The 16,595-nt window shown below is 42.3% G+C and carries 12 protein-coding genes; 3 read left to right on the top strand and 9 right to left on the bottom strand.

Going from position 1 to position 16,595, the window contains the following annotated elements; genetic code table 11:
- The first annotated feature begins 76 nt into the window (after nt 1–76).
- Entirely contained in the window at nt 77–2,599 is a 2,523-nt protein-coding gene (locus JWG45_RS20495) for a penicillin acylase family protein (RefSeq protein WP_205281455.1), read from the top strand.
- Between the two features lie 13 nt (nt 2,600–2,612).
- Here the strand turns inward: JWG45_RS20495 and JWG45_RS20490 are convergent, their stop codons facing one another.
- Together JWG45_RS20490 and JWG45_RS20485 are read right to left on the bottom strand one after the other, a co-directional pair.
- Nucleotides 2,613–3,911: an ankyrin repeat domain-containing protein gene (locus JWG45_RS20490; protein ID WP_205281454.1), complete on the bottom strand. Its 1,299-nt coding sequence runs from the start codon at nt 3,909–3,911 to the stop codon at nt 2,613–2,615.
- Between the two features lie 558 nt (nt 3,912–4,469).
- The gene (locus JWG45_RS20485; protein WP_205281453.1) at nt 4,470–5,474 is read right to left on the bottom strand and encodes a ligase-associated DNA damage response exonuclease; all 1,005 of its coding nucleotides are present in this window, start codon (nt 5,472–5,474) and stop codon (nt 4,470–4,472) included.
- Between the two features lie 45 nt (nt 5,475–5,519).
- Here JWG45_RS20485 and JWG45_RS20480 point away from each other — a divergent pair, with 45 nt between their 5' ends.
- Nucleotides 5,520–6,131 carry a uracil-DNA glycosylase gene (locus tag JWG45_RS20480; protein WP_205281452.1) on the top strand — a complete coding sequence of 204 codons (612 nt, stop codon included), beginning with the start codon at nt 5,520–5,522 and terminating at the stop codon, nt 6,129–6,131.
- On the opposite strand, the gene JWG45_RS20475 is transcribed toward JWG45_RS20480, so the two are convergent.
- The 7 genes from JWG45_RS20475 to JWG45_RS20445 all read right to left on the bottom strand — a co-directional run bounded on the left by JWG45_RS20475 (nt 6,097) and on the right by JWG45_RS20445 (nt 12,925).
- The gene (locus tag JWG45_RS20475; protein ID WP_205281451.1) at nt 6,097–7,062 is read right to left on the bottom strand and encodes an alpha/beta hydrolase; all 966 of its coding nucleotides are present in this window, start codon (nt 7,060–7,062) and stop codon (nt 6,097–6,099) included. The two genes, JWG45_RS20480 and JWG45_RS20475, sit on opposite strands and share 35 nt — an antisense overlap.
- A gap of 20 nt (nt 7,063–7,082) precedes the next feature.
- Complete coding sequence (locus tag JWG45_RS20470) at nt 7,083–8,156, bottom strand: alpha/beta hydrolase (protein WP_205281450.1); 1,074 nt, start codon at nt 8,154–8,156, stop codon at nt 7,083–7,085.
- A gap of 171 nt (nt 8,157–8,327) precedes the next feature.
- Nucleotides 8,328–8,849, bottom strand: a complete 522-nt coding sequence (msrA, locus tag JWG45_RS20465) for a peptide-methionine (S)-S-oxide reductase MsrA (protein WP_205281449.1) — start codon at nt 8,847–8,849, stop codon at nt 8,328–8,330.
- Nucleotides 8,850–8,929: 80 nt separating this feature from the next.
- Nucleotides 8,930–10,255, bottom strand: a complete 1,326-nt coding sequence (locus tag JWG45_RS20460; protein WP_205281448.1) for a porin — start codon at nt 10,253–10,255, stop codon at nt 8,930–8,932.
- Between the two features lie 175 nt (nt 10,256–10,430).
- On the bottom strand, nt 10,431–11,579 hold the full coding sequence (locus JWG45_RS20455; RefSeq protein ID WP_205281447.1) for a hypothetical protein: 1,149 nt from the start codon (nt 11,577–11,579) through the stop codon (nt 10,431–10,433).
- A gap of 10 nt (nt 11,580–11,589) precedes the next feature.
- Nucleotides 11,590–12,516, bottom strand: coding sequence for a DMT family transporter (locus tag JWG45_RS20450; RefSeq protein WP_205281446.1), 927 nt, complete (start codon nt 12,514–12,516; stop codon nt 11,590–11,592).
- Between the two features lies 1 nt (nt 12,517).
- Nucleotides 12,518–12,925 (bottom strand): MerR family transcriptional regulator, encoded by a 408-nt coding sequence (locus JWG45_RS20445; protein ID WP_205281445.1) that lies wholly within the window; start codon nt 12,923–12,925, stop codon nt 12,518–12,520.
- 210 nt (nt 12,926–13,135) lie between these two features.
- Here JWG45_RS20445 and JWG45_RS20440 point away from each other — a divergent pair, with 210 nt between their 5' ends.
- The gene (locus JWG45_RS20440) at nt 13,136–16,519 is read left to right on the top strand and encodes a hypothetical protein (RefSeq protein ID WP_205281444.1); all 3,384 of its coding nucleotides are present in this window, start codon (nt 13,136–13,138) and stop codon (nt 16,517–16,519) included.
- Nucleotides 16,520–16,595 lie beyond the last annotated feature (76 nt).

Below are 16,595 nucleotides of genomic sequence, written 5' to 3'. Positions count from 1 at the left end.
ATAAAAACTTTTCTTGCTCAAACAGTCCGATTTTATAAAAGTAAACTCCCTTAAAAAAATAAATATTCGGTAGTGTATGAGAAACTTCAGCTTACAATTTTTAAACTTTTGGAATCGTATTCCGCTTTGGATACGCCGTTCTTTTTGGTCGATCCTTGCCATTCTCCTTTTTGCAAAGATCGGATTTTCCTTTTTGCTATTTTTAAAATCTCCTCGTTTGAGTGGAGAATTGAAAGTATCCGGAATTTCAAAACCCGTCTCTGTGATCAGGGATTCTTATGGTGTCCCGCACATTCGATCCGAAGATTCTCATTCCGCCTACTTTGCATTAGGTTATGTAACCGCGAGCGATCGTTTGTTTCAAATGGAAATTCTTCGAAGGGCAGGGAAAGGAGAATTATCCGAAGTTTTAGGAGCGGATTTGATTCCGGCGGATACTTTTTTGCGGCAAATGCTCTTAAGAAGAACCGCCGAGAAGATGCTTCAGGAAGCATCTAAAGGAAATCCCCAAGCTTGGAAAGAATTGGATTCTTTTTTGGAAGGAATCAATTTCTTTTTACAAACCGAAGCGCTGCCGATCGAGTTCGCCGTTCTCGGATACAAACCGAAACCGTTCGATCGTCTGGATGTATTGAGCGCTTTGTCTCTTTTATCTTTTTCTTTTGCTGAAGCGCTTCGTTTGGATCCGCTTCATTCCACCTTAGAGAAAAAACTTCCGAATCGAAATGTCGCGGAATTGTTTCCGCGACACGATAAAGAGGATCGATTTTCCACTCTGGAAAATCAGCCGGCTTATTCTCCAAAAGCTATGGCGGATAAAGGATCGAGTTCGATTATAAACGGAACCGCCGTTTCTTCTCTGATAAAAAGTTCTGAAGACTTTTCGGACGTTTCGAAAACTTTTCAGAAAGTGGATTCGATCCTAAGGGATCTTCCGGTTTTTACGGGGAGCAATTCCTGGGTGATCGCTCCTTCCAGATCCGCAACCGGCGGTGCAATTTTAGCAAACGATCCCCATATCGCATTTAGCAACCCCGGGACTTGGTATGAAGTTCATTTGAAAGTCGGCGAGCACGAAACCTACGGTTATCATTTTCCTATTCTCCCGTTCCCTTTGATCGCGCATAACGCGAAAAAGGCTTGGGCTTTGACGATGTTGGAAAACGACGATATGGATTTTTATCGTGAAACTCTTCATCCCACACAACCGAACTTAGTAAAAGAAAAAGGGAACTGGGTTCCGATTCAAATTCTCAAGGAAAAAATTCCGGTAAAAGGAGAAGAGGCGAGAGAGATCGAAATTCAGGTGACTTCTCACGGTCCCATCGTTTCAAAACCGATTGAAGGATACGACGGGCCCGTCATTTCGGTTCATTGGATCTTTCACCACCTTTCAGTTCCGATGTTGGATACGGTTTATAGTCTGGGTCGTTGTTCTTCTCTAGAAGAATGTTCTTTTATCGTACCTTCTCTTCCCGCTCCGGGTTTAAACGTTTCTTATGCGGACGTAAAAGGAAACATCGCTTGGTGGGCCGTGGGAAGATTTCCGATCCGAGGGAAGAAGAGCAATCCGCGAAAAATTTTAGACGGAGCATCGGGAGACGACGACGTGATCGGTTATCTTCCTTCTTCTCAAAATCCGAAATTAATAAATCCACCCGAAGGAATCATTCTCACCGCAAACCATCTTCCGGTGTATGAGTTAAAGGGTTACGGAAAACCGGAAGGTTATTGGCAAGAATCCGATCGCGCGAGAAGAATCTACGAAGTTCTTTCTCAAAGACAACAATGGTCTGTGGAAGATATGAAGAAGCTTCAGACCGATGTTCTTGCTCATTCCGCGAGAAGTATCGTACCTTTGATCGCGGGAGAATTGGAAAAAGACAAAGAATGGAACGGAGTTTTCCGAGAGGCTCTGGAAGTTTACAAAGCTTTCGACGGAGAACACACGTTAGACTCCTCCGGGGCGACGGTTTTTCAGACTCTCAATCAATTCGTAATGCTCAATCTTTTATCCGATGAATTGGATCCGAGGGAGATCGCGATTTACGGTCATAATGCGGAACACTGGAATGCGTATAAGGCGATCCTTTCCGATCCGGATTCTACATTTTGGGACGATCTTTCAACTCCGGTCATCTTGGAAACAAGAAGAGAAATTCTAATCCGGGCTTTCGAACAAACGGTTCGTTATCTTTCTCAAAAACACGGAGGAGCCGCATCTACTTGGAAATGGGGAAAGGCGCACAAGATCACGTTTGAACATCCGATCGGAAAGGTTCCGGTTCTAGGTTTGATTTTTAACCAAGGGCCGTTTTCCGTCAATTCGGGGGAGGCGATCGTAAACATCATGGCGCAACAGGATATCAATCCGGAAATGACTCCGAAAGTGGGCCCGTCAAAAAGAAGAATCATCGATCTGATGCATCCGGAAAATTCCTGGTCGGTTTTGCCGACCGGGAATTCCGGTAATCAAGGTTCCCCTTTTTACGGAGATCAGATTGAGATGTTCCTTAAAGGAGAATTTCGATCCATTCGATTTACACAATCGCAGATTGAACAAGATTCAAAACACGTATTAAAATTCGTTCCGGAATAAATATTCCAATTTTTTAATACATGTGATCTATCATCTTCGCTTCGAAATTTTGGGATCGTTTTAAAAGATTAAAAGCCTTTTTTTCGTGCAAACCTTCTATGACCTTGTACATCGCAAGGGCATAGGGGGAATTTTTATCTTCCCCCATGGAATCGTAGTGTTCCTTCCACAAAGGATAATCGAACCCGTTTTCTTCGCCGAATTCCGCAAAACCTTCGTATTTCCAATCGCCGATATAATAATCCGGATCAAAGAGATCGCTCATATTCATCGTTGCACCTTCGATCACGAATTGAAAGACGACAACCTCCGGATTTTCTTTTGCAAATTTTCGAATCGCGTCTTCCGCAAAGGCAATCAGTTTATCAACTTGAAACGATCTTTGGAAAGGATCCTTTTCCACTTTGATTCCTTTTGTTTCTAAGAATTTCAATACTTCCTTTCTCGTTTTCGAATCCGCGATGCTGAGAGCCGATTTTGGATTTTGTAAATCCGGATCGACTCCGTTTTCCAAAAGATATCGGATAAAGGGCATTTTATCCTGAGCTCCGGGGCTGCACGCAAAATGAAGAGGAGTATAGATTTCGTCTCCTCTCCAATTTGAAGGAGAATTCAAGTCTCCTCCATTCTCATGTAAGAATTTTAGAATATTTAGATGTTCATAGGGTTCGTGATTGGACGGACCGAAACAGGCTTCGTGGATGGCGTTTCTTTCGTACACCTTAACGTTTGGATTCGCCTTTTGTTCTAAGACGAGATAACGAACTATATCCAATTTTCCTAAACTGGCCGCTCTTGGTAGAAGGCTCGGTTCGAAAGTCAGACCTTGTTCGAAGAGAAATCTTAAACATTCTAAGTTAGAGAACGTGGCGATTTCCAAAAGTGTGTAGTTTTCGTTTTTGAGATTCGGATCTTTGAGATCGATTCCAAAGGTTTGATACAGTTTTAGAATTTCAATTTTGCCTTTCGCCGCGGCTTCGAGAATGTCCTTTGGATCCGGTTTTATATTTTTATTTAGAAGATAACTTACGACCTCGCTTTTACCGCGATCTCTGCACGCATAAAAGTGAAGAGAAAGATTGCCGGAATCCCTTGTGTCTAAAGAAAACCCGATGCTTTCAAAATATTCCAATGCGGGAACGTTGTTTTCGCTCGCGGCAAAGAACAAGGGAGCGGCGCCGTAGAAATCCTTTCCTCGAGTTTCGATTTCTTCTTGGATTCTTTCGATATTTCCCTTTTCAATCCATTGAATCATCCGATAACGGTCTTCCGTTTTTGCTTTTTTGAATGGTTGCTGATTTTTTTCGGTCATTGATGCTTTGTTTTCCTCGATTTCCCTGATTTCAGAGAGAAATTGGAAGATCTATTCTTTCTTACGTTTTGCTTCCTAAGTCTAATCGAGTTCTTTTCAAATTCTTCTTGGATTATAATTAGAAAACTTCGGAGTCCTTGCCAAAACCTTGGAATGTAGGAGCCCAATCAGAATTGAAGAAAATAGAAGCGTATCGAAAATCCTTAGAGTGTGGGAACTCCCCCATCAAAGGAATGATTTTTTGAAAAGTCTAAGAGAACAAAATATTGGCCGTTTGTAGGGGCAAATGCGAATTTCTTTTCGCGTTTGCAGGGGAAGTTCTCAGTCGTCCCGCAATTTTATGGATCGTTCCGAGGTAGGCGGGACAAGGTTGTCTCTTCGAAAGACTTTTGCAATTTTTGAGTACACAAGATTTTTTAGAAAAGGTTCGATTCGATTAAAAAAAGAAAAACCTGGTTTGAGAAAGAATTTCGATTTCGAATTTTCAAAGAATTTATTTCTTAAATTCTAAAAAGGAACGTTTTGAAAAATCTTCGAGTGAATATTCGATATCTTGAATTAGAATTCAGATTCTTCCGAATGAAATTTCGTTTTGAGAGTCTTTGCATTCTTCCCTTTCTCTTTGAGATAACGAACGATGGCTTCCGTATCTCCGTGAGTGAGAAGAATTTCTTCCGCTTCCGTAGAGGAAATCGTTTGAACCAATTCATTCCAGTCGGCGTGATCCGAAAGAGTAAACCCTTTGCTAAAACTTCCGTTCTTTCTATTTTTTGAAAGTTGCATCCAGCCGGAACAAAAGGCGCTTCGGATCTTTTTAGATTCCGGATTGGGAATCGGAGAACCCGGAGGAGCGAGAAAAACAAAATGATTTTTAGAATTCGGATTCCATTGATCCAAAGGTTTTGTTTTAGGAAGATGAATTCCCGATTCTTCGTATCTCGAGTTCATCGAAAGAATGGAATCGTGAACAAAAAAATCCAAGTCGATCCCTCGCTCCTCCGCCGCGATCGACAATCCTTTTAGAATTCTCTGCGCCTTCCCGAGCGAATATCCGTAGAGCAATGAGATCGAGTCTAGGTTTCTATTTTCCAAAATAAAGTTTAGAATATTCTGAAATACAGATGTAGTATTTTCCCAGATATAATACGGTTTTGCAAAGGTCGCTTCCGAAAGAAACGTATCACATTTGAGAATTTCAAACGGTTCGCAGGTAGGATCGGAAACCGTTTTGTAGTCTCCGCTGATCACGGTCACTTTCCCTTTGTATTCGATTCTTACCTGGGAAGATCCAAGGATATGACCCGCGGAGTGAAGGCTGATTCTTACCCCGTTCGTATATACGGCTCTTCCGTAAGGAAGGGTTTCGATCCGCGCTTTTTTTCCGAGGCGTTCCTGCGTGAGATGAAAACCGGATTCTGCACAGAGATAATGAGCGGAACCCTTTCTCGTATGATCGGAATGTGCGTGTGTTAGGATCGCCCTCGGCACTCCCTTCCAAGGATCGACATAAACATCGGCTTGAGGAATATACAATCCGGCGGGTGTTAAGACGATCATTTCCATTGACTCCAGAGAATTTCTTTTTCAGTCTGGATCGAACGTATTTTCATGAGCAGAGAAGAAAAAATCAGAAGATTAGCTCTCGTCCAATCCGAGGTCACCGATTGTAAGCTTTGCAAGCTTCACACGACTCGAACACAAACGGTCTTTGGAGAAGGCAATCCGGAAGCCGAGGTGGTTTTTATCGGAGAAGGTCCCGGCAAACAAGAGGACTTGACCGGCCGTCCCTTTGTGGGCCGCGCCGGAGAACTCTTAACAAGAATCATCGAAAAGGGAATGGGAGTTCCGAGAGAATCCGTCTTTATCGCAAACATCGTAAAGTGTAGACCAACCCTCGATATGAAATTCGAAAAGGATCGTCCGCCGGAAGACGAAGAGACCAGAGCCTGCGCTCCGTATCTTCTCAGACAACTCGAAATCATTCAACCCAAGGCGATCATTACTCTTGGAAATCCATCCACACGGTTTATCTTAAACACAAAGGAAGGGATTACAAAACTCAGAGGAAATTGGGGTTCTTTCTATGGAATCCCGGTGATGCCGACGTATCATCCGAGTTTTGTAATTCGAAACGGAGGGGAGAACAGTCCTCTCAAACGAGACGTCTGGGAGGACATAAAGAAAGTTATGGATTTGCTGGGTTGGAAGAAACCTTCTTAGGCTCCGCTTCGGTTTCCTTTAACCAGTTTGCGATTCTCTGATAAATATCGGAAGGTGCGTCTTCGTAAGCAAAAAGACCAAGATGATCGTAATCGATCGCCATTCCGTTGTCTCTTCCCGCTTCAAAATATTCCTTCTTCCCTTTTTTTCTTTTGTAAACGGGATGAATACTTTCCGTCGGGGAGATGTTATCGATTCTTCCCCCGATAAAAAGAGAAGGGAAATTTGTGTTTTCAAATGATTCCCACGTCTTCGGATTTTCTTCCAGAGCCGGAAGATAATTAAAGAGATTTTGATAAACGAAGAGGGTAGTAGGATCATCGGCGTCGAAAGAGATAAAACGTTTGCAGAAGCTGTCCTTGTTTTTACAGGAAGAACTGATATCGGAACCCAATCTTTTTTCGGCCTTCATCTGTTCGATAAAACTATCGTTGTATTTATAATCCATTCCCGTTCCGAGAAAAAATACCTTTGCGATGTCCGGAATTTTTTTGGCTTTGAAAGAATGGAGGAGCGATTGTCCGCCTAACGACACGCCGCCGAGAATGTATTCTTTTTTACCGGTAACTTTTTGGATTCTTCCGATCACTTCCGGAATCAAATTCTCTCCGACGTCTTTGAGGTTTATATTTTTGTGATCTTCGAAATGAAGAAGCCAAACCGAAAATCCGTTTCCGTTTAAAACTCCGATCAGACCCGATTTATCTCCAAGATAAAGGGCCTTTTTATTGATTAAAACTGGATCCACGATTAAAATCGGAGGATAAGAAGAATTCTCATAGGAGAACGTAGTAAGATAGACGTTCGGAGCTATGTTTGCCGTTTGTGAAGTGAATTTTTGATCGGTAATGACCACATAACGTGTGCACCCGATCGCCAAAACGACGAGAACGAACGCGATCGTGAAAAGTTTAATTTTTGTATATTTCATTCTTAAAATCCAAAATGGTTTTAGTTTCTTTTATCCAGCCAGGAAACGATCGGGCCGAATATTTCTTTGTCCGCGTGTTTTCCCACGATCAAGTCCGTATGTCCGTAATCGTCCGAATGTCCGTTGGATCGGGAAGCGATAAAAAGAGATTTGTCCTCGGAAGAAATCGTGTCATACGCATAACGGAGAGAATACGACATTCCCAATTTATCTCTTCTTCCCGCGACGAAAAGAATGGGAATTTTGATATTCTTAAGATTATCGGAATAGGATATCTTCTTATCTAAACTTCGCATTTCTCCGCTTTCGGCGAGATCTTTGAACTGTAGAATTTCATTCTTCGCACCCGGATTGATGGAAGTCGTTTTTACTCCGGAAAGAATCGAAGGATCGATATTGGCCTTGTGCCAAAAAAGTTCTTCAAAAGATTTTTGGGGAAGAAACGGAATTCCCGTTCCACCTTGAATGCCGGCCCAGGTTTCGGTCGGAATCACGGGCCAAAGATTCATGAGCCAAGTTAGAGACCCCCAGCGTCGAATCGCGGAACTCGGTGGATCCATGATCGCGGGAGAACCGAGTGCGACAAAGTTTGCGATTCTCTTTTCGTCCAGACTTCCCACTCTTCCATAGACTACCATTCCGCCCATGCTATGACCGATCCAATTGACCTTGTCCTTTCCGGTAGAATTTAACACGTGTTTGATGGCTGCATCCACGTCGTATTTGATATAGTCGTCCATGCTGTAAGTGAATGTCTTATCTCCGAAAAAAAGAGACGGATAACCAGCGTCCCTTCTTCCTCTCAGATCCAACAACCAAACGTCGTAACCTTCTTTTTGAAGCCTTCCTACAATGGAACTTTTCTCGTTGATCTTCAGATAGGTTCTGTTGGCGATCAATCCGTGGCATAATATAACGGGATATTTTTTTGTGATGTTTCCGGAAAGCGGAGGGAAATGTTCTAAAGTCAGATCCCAGCCGTCTTCCGTTTTTGGATGATGGATTTCGCCTTGAAGCTGAATGCTCGCTTGGCATTGGGAAATAAAAATTCCCAGGATAAGAATCAAAAACGTTCTTTGGATATTCGATTTCATTTATAAATCAGTCTATCGACTTCAATAGAGAGGATCAAGTAGAATTTAATAAACGAAGAACGAAGTCCAACCATAAACCAAGAGGAATGGATGATTCTTCTCGGCTTTCGGTTTATGGTTGGATCAAAGGTTCTTTCAAATTCTTAAAAGGAGAATTTAGAAAATTGGAATTCACTTTTTAACTTTGAAGCCGACTTTGAGAAACTTATCAATCTTCGGTTTTACAACGTAATGACAATACGTTTGTTCCGGATTGGATTGAAAATAGTTTTGATGATAGTTCTCGGCGGGATAAAACTTTTTCAACTCTTCCACTTGAGTCACGATCGGACTCGAAAAATTTGCGGAAGCTTTTTGGATCGCTTCTTCCGCTTGTTTTTTTTGTTCGGAAGAATGATAGAAGATGATCGAACGGTATTGAGTTCCAATATCGTTTCCTTGTCGGTTTAACGTAGTCGGATCGTGACAGATCCAGAAAATTTCCAAGATCTCGGGAAAGGTAATCACTTTTGGATCAAAGGAGATTTGAACAACTTCGGCGTGTCCCGTTGTTCCCGAACATACGGAACGATAATCCGGATTCTGAGTCTGCCCGCCGGAATATCCGGAAACGATCGATTCTACACCTTCCACCATTTGATAAACCGCTTCGAGGCACCAAAAACATCCGCCGCCTAGTGTTGCTAATTCCATACTTTCCTCTCGATACAATTTGCCATTACAAATCAAACGGGCAAGTCCGTTTTTGCGGAATAGAAAGGGCGTAACGAAGATTAGATCTTAACCGTCACCGCAAAGACGATAAATTTTTCTTCTTTGGAACGGGACTTGTGATAGTCAAAGACCGGGTCGTAAGAACGAAAGTATCTTCCCTCCAATCGTATCATCGCCTGTTCGTTCGGAATGTAATCGAGGGTAAGAGTTCCACCCGAAGTCAAAAATCCGTTTTTAGTTCCCGATTGTATGATCGTTTGATCCCGATCATACATTCTCTCGATACGAATCGAAGTTCTAAACTCTTCGATCGGTCTCCAAGTAATCCAGAACGTTCCGATATACCATTGTCGATATGCGTTCACGCCCGGGTCTGGAACCCTTTGGATCCCGACGTCTCCGGAACCCGCTATGATGAAGAATTTCGTAAAGTGATATTGTAATATTAGATTATTATAATATCTAGTTTGTCGTCTTTCATTGTCAGGAGCTTCGTTTCCGATAAAAGTGTTGTGAGTGATTCTAAGCTTATCCGTTACTTGAAAGTCGATTTGAGTTCCGATCGCTTTGTCCCGATTGGTTTCGGTGATGTTGGACCAGCCGTTCATCAGATGCAGTTGAAAGGAAAGTTTTTGAGAATACTGATAGGAAAGCCGAAACCCGCTCGAATAATAAGGAACATAGTCGAGCGCGAGCGCCCGGGAATAATTCCAGTTTGAATGGGAAATCCAACTTTCAAGACCGATGTTCCCGAAATAAATTCCCGTGTCGAGCCAGAGATTTTTTGCGAGTTTGATTCCTGCGTAGGCTTCTTGAATATTTCGAACCGAGAATTGATTGGAATTTTTTTCGGAAGTAACTTCGTTTTTGTAATTCGAGTTTACGGAATTACCGAATTGAAACGCGACTCTTCCTCGATATTGATCCGTCTCCACTTTTCCGTCGATATGAGCTAAGTTGACATTAATCTCGTCCCAACGTGCCGGTTGTGTGAGATATTTATTGTCTCTGTTCGGAGACGCGTAAGGGTTGTGTGCATAGTAAGAATCCGCAAAAAAACCGAACTTTGGCGCCTTTGGATCCGGCTTGGATTCTTCTTTTTTTTGATTTTCTTCCTTTGTTTCGGTAGGAAGATTCGCTTCCGGTTTATTAGAAGAATCTAAACTCTGAATCTGTGCCTTGTCCGTTTTTTCATCCTTCTTCTCTTGAGCGATGATCGAATCGGAAAAGAATAAAACGGAAAAGAGTAGAATCCAGGCCGGAATACCGAAAGAGGCGATGCGAAACATAAAATCGAAGAGAGTCCCTTGAGTTATAGAAATCGTCTTTTGCGACTTTTGTTTTTTAAAAAATTCTAACTGAAAAAGATTCTGTTTATGTATCATGATTGAATCTTATAAAATCGTTTTCAAAATTCAAGAGAACGGAATCAAATTGAGATTAGAATTCGGTTCTTGGAGTTAAGAAAGAATTAAGATCCTATAAATTCCGGGTAAAAAAATCCAGTCAAAAAGAAGAACCGCGTCCCTTGAATTGGAACGCGCATTTGTAAAACGAATTCTAAAATTTAGTCATGTAACCGAGATTGATCACGAAGTGATGTTTTGCGATGTGTTGTTGCTGGTAAGAATGGAGAAGATAACTCTTGGAAGTCGAGTCCATCGGAAGAGACTGAATCGCGGAAGCCACGGTTTGATTTACGGTTCCATGAATTTTGGAAGGATCCGCGACTTTTCCATCCTCAGCGTTGTTGTCGGCCTGTACTCCGCTGGCTTTCGGATAAACTCGATCATTGTCGAAGAGGTAAAGATCGGGACGATAGACGTCGCTGACGCTTACATTCATATCCTTAAAATTCAGCTGTAGTTTCGCGGTGATGTCGGTAACTCCGGATCTTCTGTCCGTATTGTTGTTAAAGTATTGATAACCCACTTGCATTCCGGGAACAAATTTGAAGTCCTTGTTCAATTCGTATTCGTGACTGATCGCAGCTCTGTGATGACTGTTCCCTTGATTGAGTCCGGCGGTTTCCGAAGAGATCCGATAGTTGGAAACTATTTCCGGTTTCAGAAATTCGAGAAAGTTCGGCTTCCATCCTAAGGTATAGTTGAAGAGGCTTGAGTTTGTCGGATAGTTCGCGCTATTGACGACCAAAAATCCTGTGAAGAACTGGCCGATCGAAGTATTCCATTCGTAGACGATCTGTCCGATGAAAAAATCCCTGAGTCCGTTGTTTTCTTTTCTCGGCTTGATCTGATTCGGATCAAACGTTAACTGACCGGATTGTAGGGATTGAATTACCTTACTCGTTTCGTCGGCTCCTCCAGGAGCGGATTGATAAAAGAAATCGTTATCGGTATTGGATCGGCCGACCAGAGGATTGGCCAGGATCAGGTTCATTCTAAAACCCGGAATCGGCGTGAAAAAATTTATAAACGTTCCTAAAACGAGTCCTTGCGAGAACGTTTCGTAAGATTCGTTGTTTCTTCTACTCAGTCTTTCACCGAAGAGGCTATTCCCCAAAACATAGACGTCGTTGGCAACCGTTTGACTGAATCCGAATTCAGGTTTTTTATCCGTCGCTTTCGGAAGATTTTTCGGATTGTCCTCCGGAATTCCAGACTGAATATCCGGAGTCTGTCTGTCTTGCGAGGAAACCGAAAATACAAAAATGAAAAAAGGAATCAAAGTTTTTATTAAGTGTTTCATAATATTCTTATTAACCGTTCGTGGAAGTTTCGATTTTCCGAGTCGACTCAATCCGATTGACCTTCGAGTTTACGATAAAAATTCCGGTGATAACCAGTAATGCTCCAATTATATCGAAAAGATTCAGGGATTCTCCTAAAAACCAAGTCGTCACCATGGCAACCACCGGAATCAAGTTTCCGAAAATTGCGGCTTTATCCGGACCCACTTTTTGAATTCCATAATTCCAAAAAAGATACCCGAAGAATGTGGTAAACGCGGCCATATACAAGATTGCGAACCAGGCTGAATTTGGGGTCTTAGTCCATTCTATGTGATAGTCTCCGCTGAAAAGGATCAAGACAAGCAAGGATAACGTTCCAAAAAAAGAAGTGAACGTCGTGATTTGAACGGTCGAAATTCCTTTGAGATACTTTTTCATTCCTACCGAATAAAAAGCCCAGCAAGCGGCGGCTAAGAAAATAAAAAGAATCCCTTCCCCTTCCAAAACGGATCTTATCGTACTCAGGTTTCCGTCCGAGATCACTACAAGAACGCCGAAAAAAGAAACTGCTGTTCCAAGATACTGGAGAAATACGATTTTCGTTTTTAGAAGAAGATACGAAAGAAAAATCGTAATCGCAGGTCCGAGCGCTATTATGATCGCTGCGTTGATCGGTGACGCCTTTTTCATCCCTATGAAAAAAAAGAAATTAAATCCGAACACTCCGACGATTCCGAGAAGGATAAAACTTTTGAGATGTTCTTTGTTTACCTTGAGGAGTTTTCGGTCGTTTATAAAAACAAAAATAAAAAGCAGAAAAGAGCCTAAGATAAACCTTAAGGCGCCGGTTTGAGCTGGAGAAAAATAGAGAAGCGCTTCCTTTGCGACTTGGAAGGTGGTTCCGGTAATGAATGCGAAAAGCACGAGACAAAAATACGGTTTGATCAAGTTCATCCTAATTCCTTTCTTCGTTTGCGAGAAGCGTTTCATACTCTTTGAGTTTTGTCTTGGTAAGCTTGATCGTAACTTCCAGATCTTTTTTCTTTTGTTCCAGGGCTGTTAGATGTGCGTTAAGAATTCGAATCCTTTTATTTAAGGGAGGTTTTAAATTCTCACCCTTGGAAATTTTATCCAAGATACAACCTTCTTTGATAAACTCCTTGATCCCTTCCAAAGGCATATTCAATTCCTTTAAAGTTCGAATGACTTTTAAATGTCGAATCTCCTTTTCGGAATATTTTCGATCTTTGCCGTGACTTCTTTCGGGGCGAGGTAAAAGTCCCAATTTTTCGTAATAACGAAGAGTATGCGGGCTGAAGTTCGTAATTTTAGAAATTTGGGAAATACTAAGGGTTTCACTCATCGGATTCTCCTGACTGGAAATCATAGCGCTTAGACTTAGCTCTAAGTCAAGATTCCATTCCAAAAAAAATTATTTTTTTTTAAAAAAGAAAAGGATCCGACTTAACGTCTACGATTTTTGACTCACCTAGAGTAAGCTCTAAGTTCGCTGTTTGCGAAAAACGAAGTCAAAAAAGAATCAAAAAGAGCGCCTGTTTTTTGTTATTTTTCTATGACACAGAAATCCCTCCCTTCCTTTAAAAAATCCGATCTTTCCTCGGGAAAGTTAGCCGAAATCATGGCCGATCGGATGTTGTCAAAACAATCCGATCGAGATCTTTTCTGGAAAGCGTTTCAATCAAAAAAGAAAAAAGCGCCCGCCAACTTTTTGGAGCAGTTTGAAAAACTCTACGGATTCCAACCTCCTGTAGAGGTTTTAGAATGGGAAAATCTACGATTTGCATACGAGCAGATCATGTACAACGTAAGCGATATTTGGAATATGATCGATCACGAAGGCGGACTTCAGATCGACGATGAGTCGGACGAGGACGACTATGATTCGGATTATCGCGCCGTTTCCTTTCAAAAATTCCTTTTAAAAAAATCCAAGAGCTTGGAAGAGCAAGTGAATTCGATTCTCGGATCCTATCAGGGGCTGATGTTTTTATTGACCGGCGTTGCAGACTTCGGGTCCGATGGGGGCGGGGACAGTTGTTGGGTTAATTTATTCCCGCACGCTGAAGGTTCCGCAGAAGTACATCGATACAATCACGAAATCGGAGAATTGGAAGACGAACCATTCTTCTCTATGAGTCATTTTATCGCCTCTAATTGGTCTTCGGAAGAGGACGATTACGACGACTATGACGATGAGGACGAAGAAGAGGATTCTCCGGAGGAAAGAATCGAATCCGTTTTGGACGAGAAGATTCTCAAACAATACGAAACCGATGCTCAGAAGAAATATGATAAAAGACCGTTTTACACAAAGTCCTTGGATCTTTTTGAAAGATCTTCTTGGCTCTTAGGGCATTCTTACGGAGATCCTGCCTATGCTTTCGCCGAAAAAATGTCTTCCGCGCCGAAGTTTAAGGATTGGGAAGCGGAAAAGAAATTTTTAGGAAAGTCCCATTCTCTCGCCGCATATTGGATTCTCGCCCATTACTTTATGAAGAACGAGAAGGCTTGTAGAGAAGCTTGTATGATCGCGAAAACACTTCCGGGTAAAATTCTTCCGGGAATCGCGAAATCGGTATTATCCTTACTCGACGGCCAATCGGATTCTCTGGGACGAGTGAAGGGAAAAAAATTACAGGATCTAAGGGATCAAACATTCAAAAACTGTGATATTTCCCAGATCGAGCCGGAAAACAAAAAACTTTTGGAAGAGGTGACCGGTTTATCCGGAAAGAAAAAAATCGCAACCGGGGATTTGAAAAAAAGAATTCAAAACGGAGACGATCCACTTTCTTTAATGGAAGAATTTCCCGAAGACGTGGAGACTCACGATTTTCTTTTAAAAGAAATCGGAAAAAAAGATCCGAAATTCTCGAAAACGGTGGAACAGTATTTTAAGGAAAGAACGGATTCTACTTATAACGAGTGGCCTTATAAAAAAGAAGACCTCGATCTACGTCTTTCTCTTCCGATTTCCGCTGCGTTTAGACAAGGATTGAATTACGACGTAGAAAACAAAAAGGCGTACGCAGGAATCATAAAAACGTTAGGAAAGTTCGACGACCAGAATGCGATGAACGCGTTTCGAGACGCGATCCGAAAATTAAAACAAGACGATAAACGTCTGGAAGAAGTTGTGGGGTGTTTGTTGGAAAGCGAACACGAAGAGGCGCTTTCGATCTGGACCGAGGCCGCGTGGAAATTCTTTGAAACCTTGGACGGCGCTTTGGAAAAAAAGAAAAAGGTGGAAGACGAAGGACCGAATCTAAACAACATCTTCACCGTCTTCAGTTATCTGCAACAGGCTTTGAACGAACGTCTGTTAGTTGGAGATGAAGAATCCGGGAAACTGGCCAATAAGGTACTTACTTACAGAAAAAATCTGAGTATTTTCGGGATCGCGCTTGGATATGCGTTTGCTGTTTCTGCAAAACTCGGATTTAAGGAGAATTTGGAATATATACGGATTTATTTAGAGTTGGGTTCCCAGATCAAGGGAAGCGGAAGGGACGCCTATCTCGAGTTTAATCAAATCGTAAATCTTTCCGAAGGTTCGATTGCTTGGGCGGTTCTGGATCCCGAAAGCGCCAAACCCGGATTAAAAGAACTTTTTGAAAAGGCGGAAAAAAATCCTAGTCCTGGAATTTCGATCGATCTGATCGCTTGTTATCTTTCTGGTCTTTTGATGCTGGAACCGAGCCGGGAAGAATGGATTCAAGTGGCCCATAGAATATTAGGAAATCGTGGTGAAGAATACAGAGCTTACGGTCCGATCCGCGCCGTAGGGAAGGCGAAGATTCAGGAATTAAAAAACCATCTCTACTATCACGTTTATGCGGATCCGAATCCGATGGTCGATTATACTTGGACTTACTTGGAACAAGCCGCGAGAAACTCGTGGATTCAAATCGAAGAAAAAGAACTTCCGGCTTTTGACGACGACGATGAATACGCAAATCGTCTCTCTAAAAATCCGAAAGAACTGCCTGGGGCGATTTTAAAACCCGAAAAATACAGCATTCAACACGTGTTTCAAAATATTAGGGAAAAAAAATTCGTGGATCCGAGCGTCGTCAAAATCGGAGGCCCGTGGTTGGAAGAATCGCTTCGTTATTCCGGAGACGAATACAGATATGGTGGAAACTACGATCGTTGGGAGGCTATGAAAGCTCTTTTTATTCAGGGCGAATCCGCCGTTCCGGTTTACGCAAGAATATTAGATCTTCCTTATGCTGGCGCTGATTGGAAACTTTACTGTCTTCAATTTATGAGGTTTATCGAGAAAGAATCGAAAAAATGGGCTCAAGTCTTAGGGATGAACGAAGAGTCCATCGAGGCGATCGTAAATTCAAATTCGGCGGAATGGGCGGCTTGGGGGGATCTCTTGGCCGCAAAACTATTTCTTCTCAAAGGAAAGGGGGCTTTCGAGACGATCCTAAAGTTGGTCAAAAGAAGACTAAGTTACACGGATCCAAATAGTTACACTTCTTCTTCGACGGAAGAAGCGCTTGCTTCCAGACTTCCTTCGATTCTTCCCTGGTTTGGAAGAGAAGGGGACAACTCGCTGGAAAGTTTATGGAAAGAATCTAAAAAAGAATCCGAAGGCCGATATATTTTAGATTCGGCGGCGAAAAAAAATCCCGAGATCGTTCTAAGTGAACTTCCCGAATTGGGAGAAGAAGGAATCGAACTTGAACAAAGAATCAACGGAGGAGAATACGGCCCGAGATTCTGGATTCAATTGAGTTCCAAGGAAGTAAAATTCGGGATCGAAGAATTTTATCTGCATAACATTTTGGAAAATTCGAGAGCGGAATCGAAGTTGGATTCTTCCCTACTCAAAAAGGATTCTCAAGAAATCCTCTCCGGAATTTGGAAGATGGCTCAGATTTTGGGTTACAAGGTCGCGAAGAAAAAAGCGAAGAAAAAGCGCTGAAAAGGGGATCGTTGGCCGGAGTTCCGACCTTCGCGGCGCGGAGCCGCTTGTATTCTTGAGAAAACCTCCTTGAAAA

It is taken from the genome of Leptospira ainlahdjerensis (assembly GCF_016919175.1).
GTDB lineage: Bacteria > Spirochaetota > Leptospiria > Leptospirales > Leptospiraceae > Leptospira > Leptospira ainlahdjerensis.
This window is presented reverse-complemented; position numbering and strand designations above follow the sequence as displayed.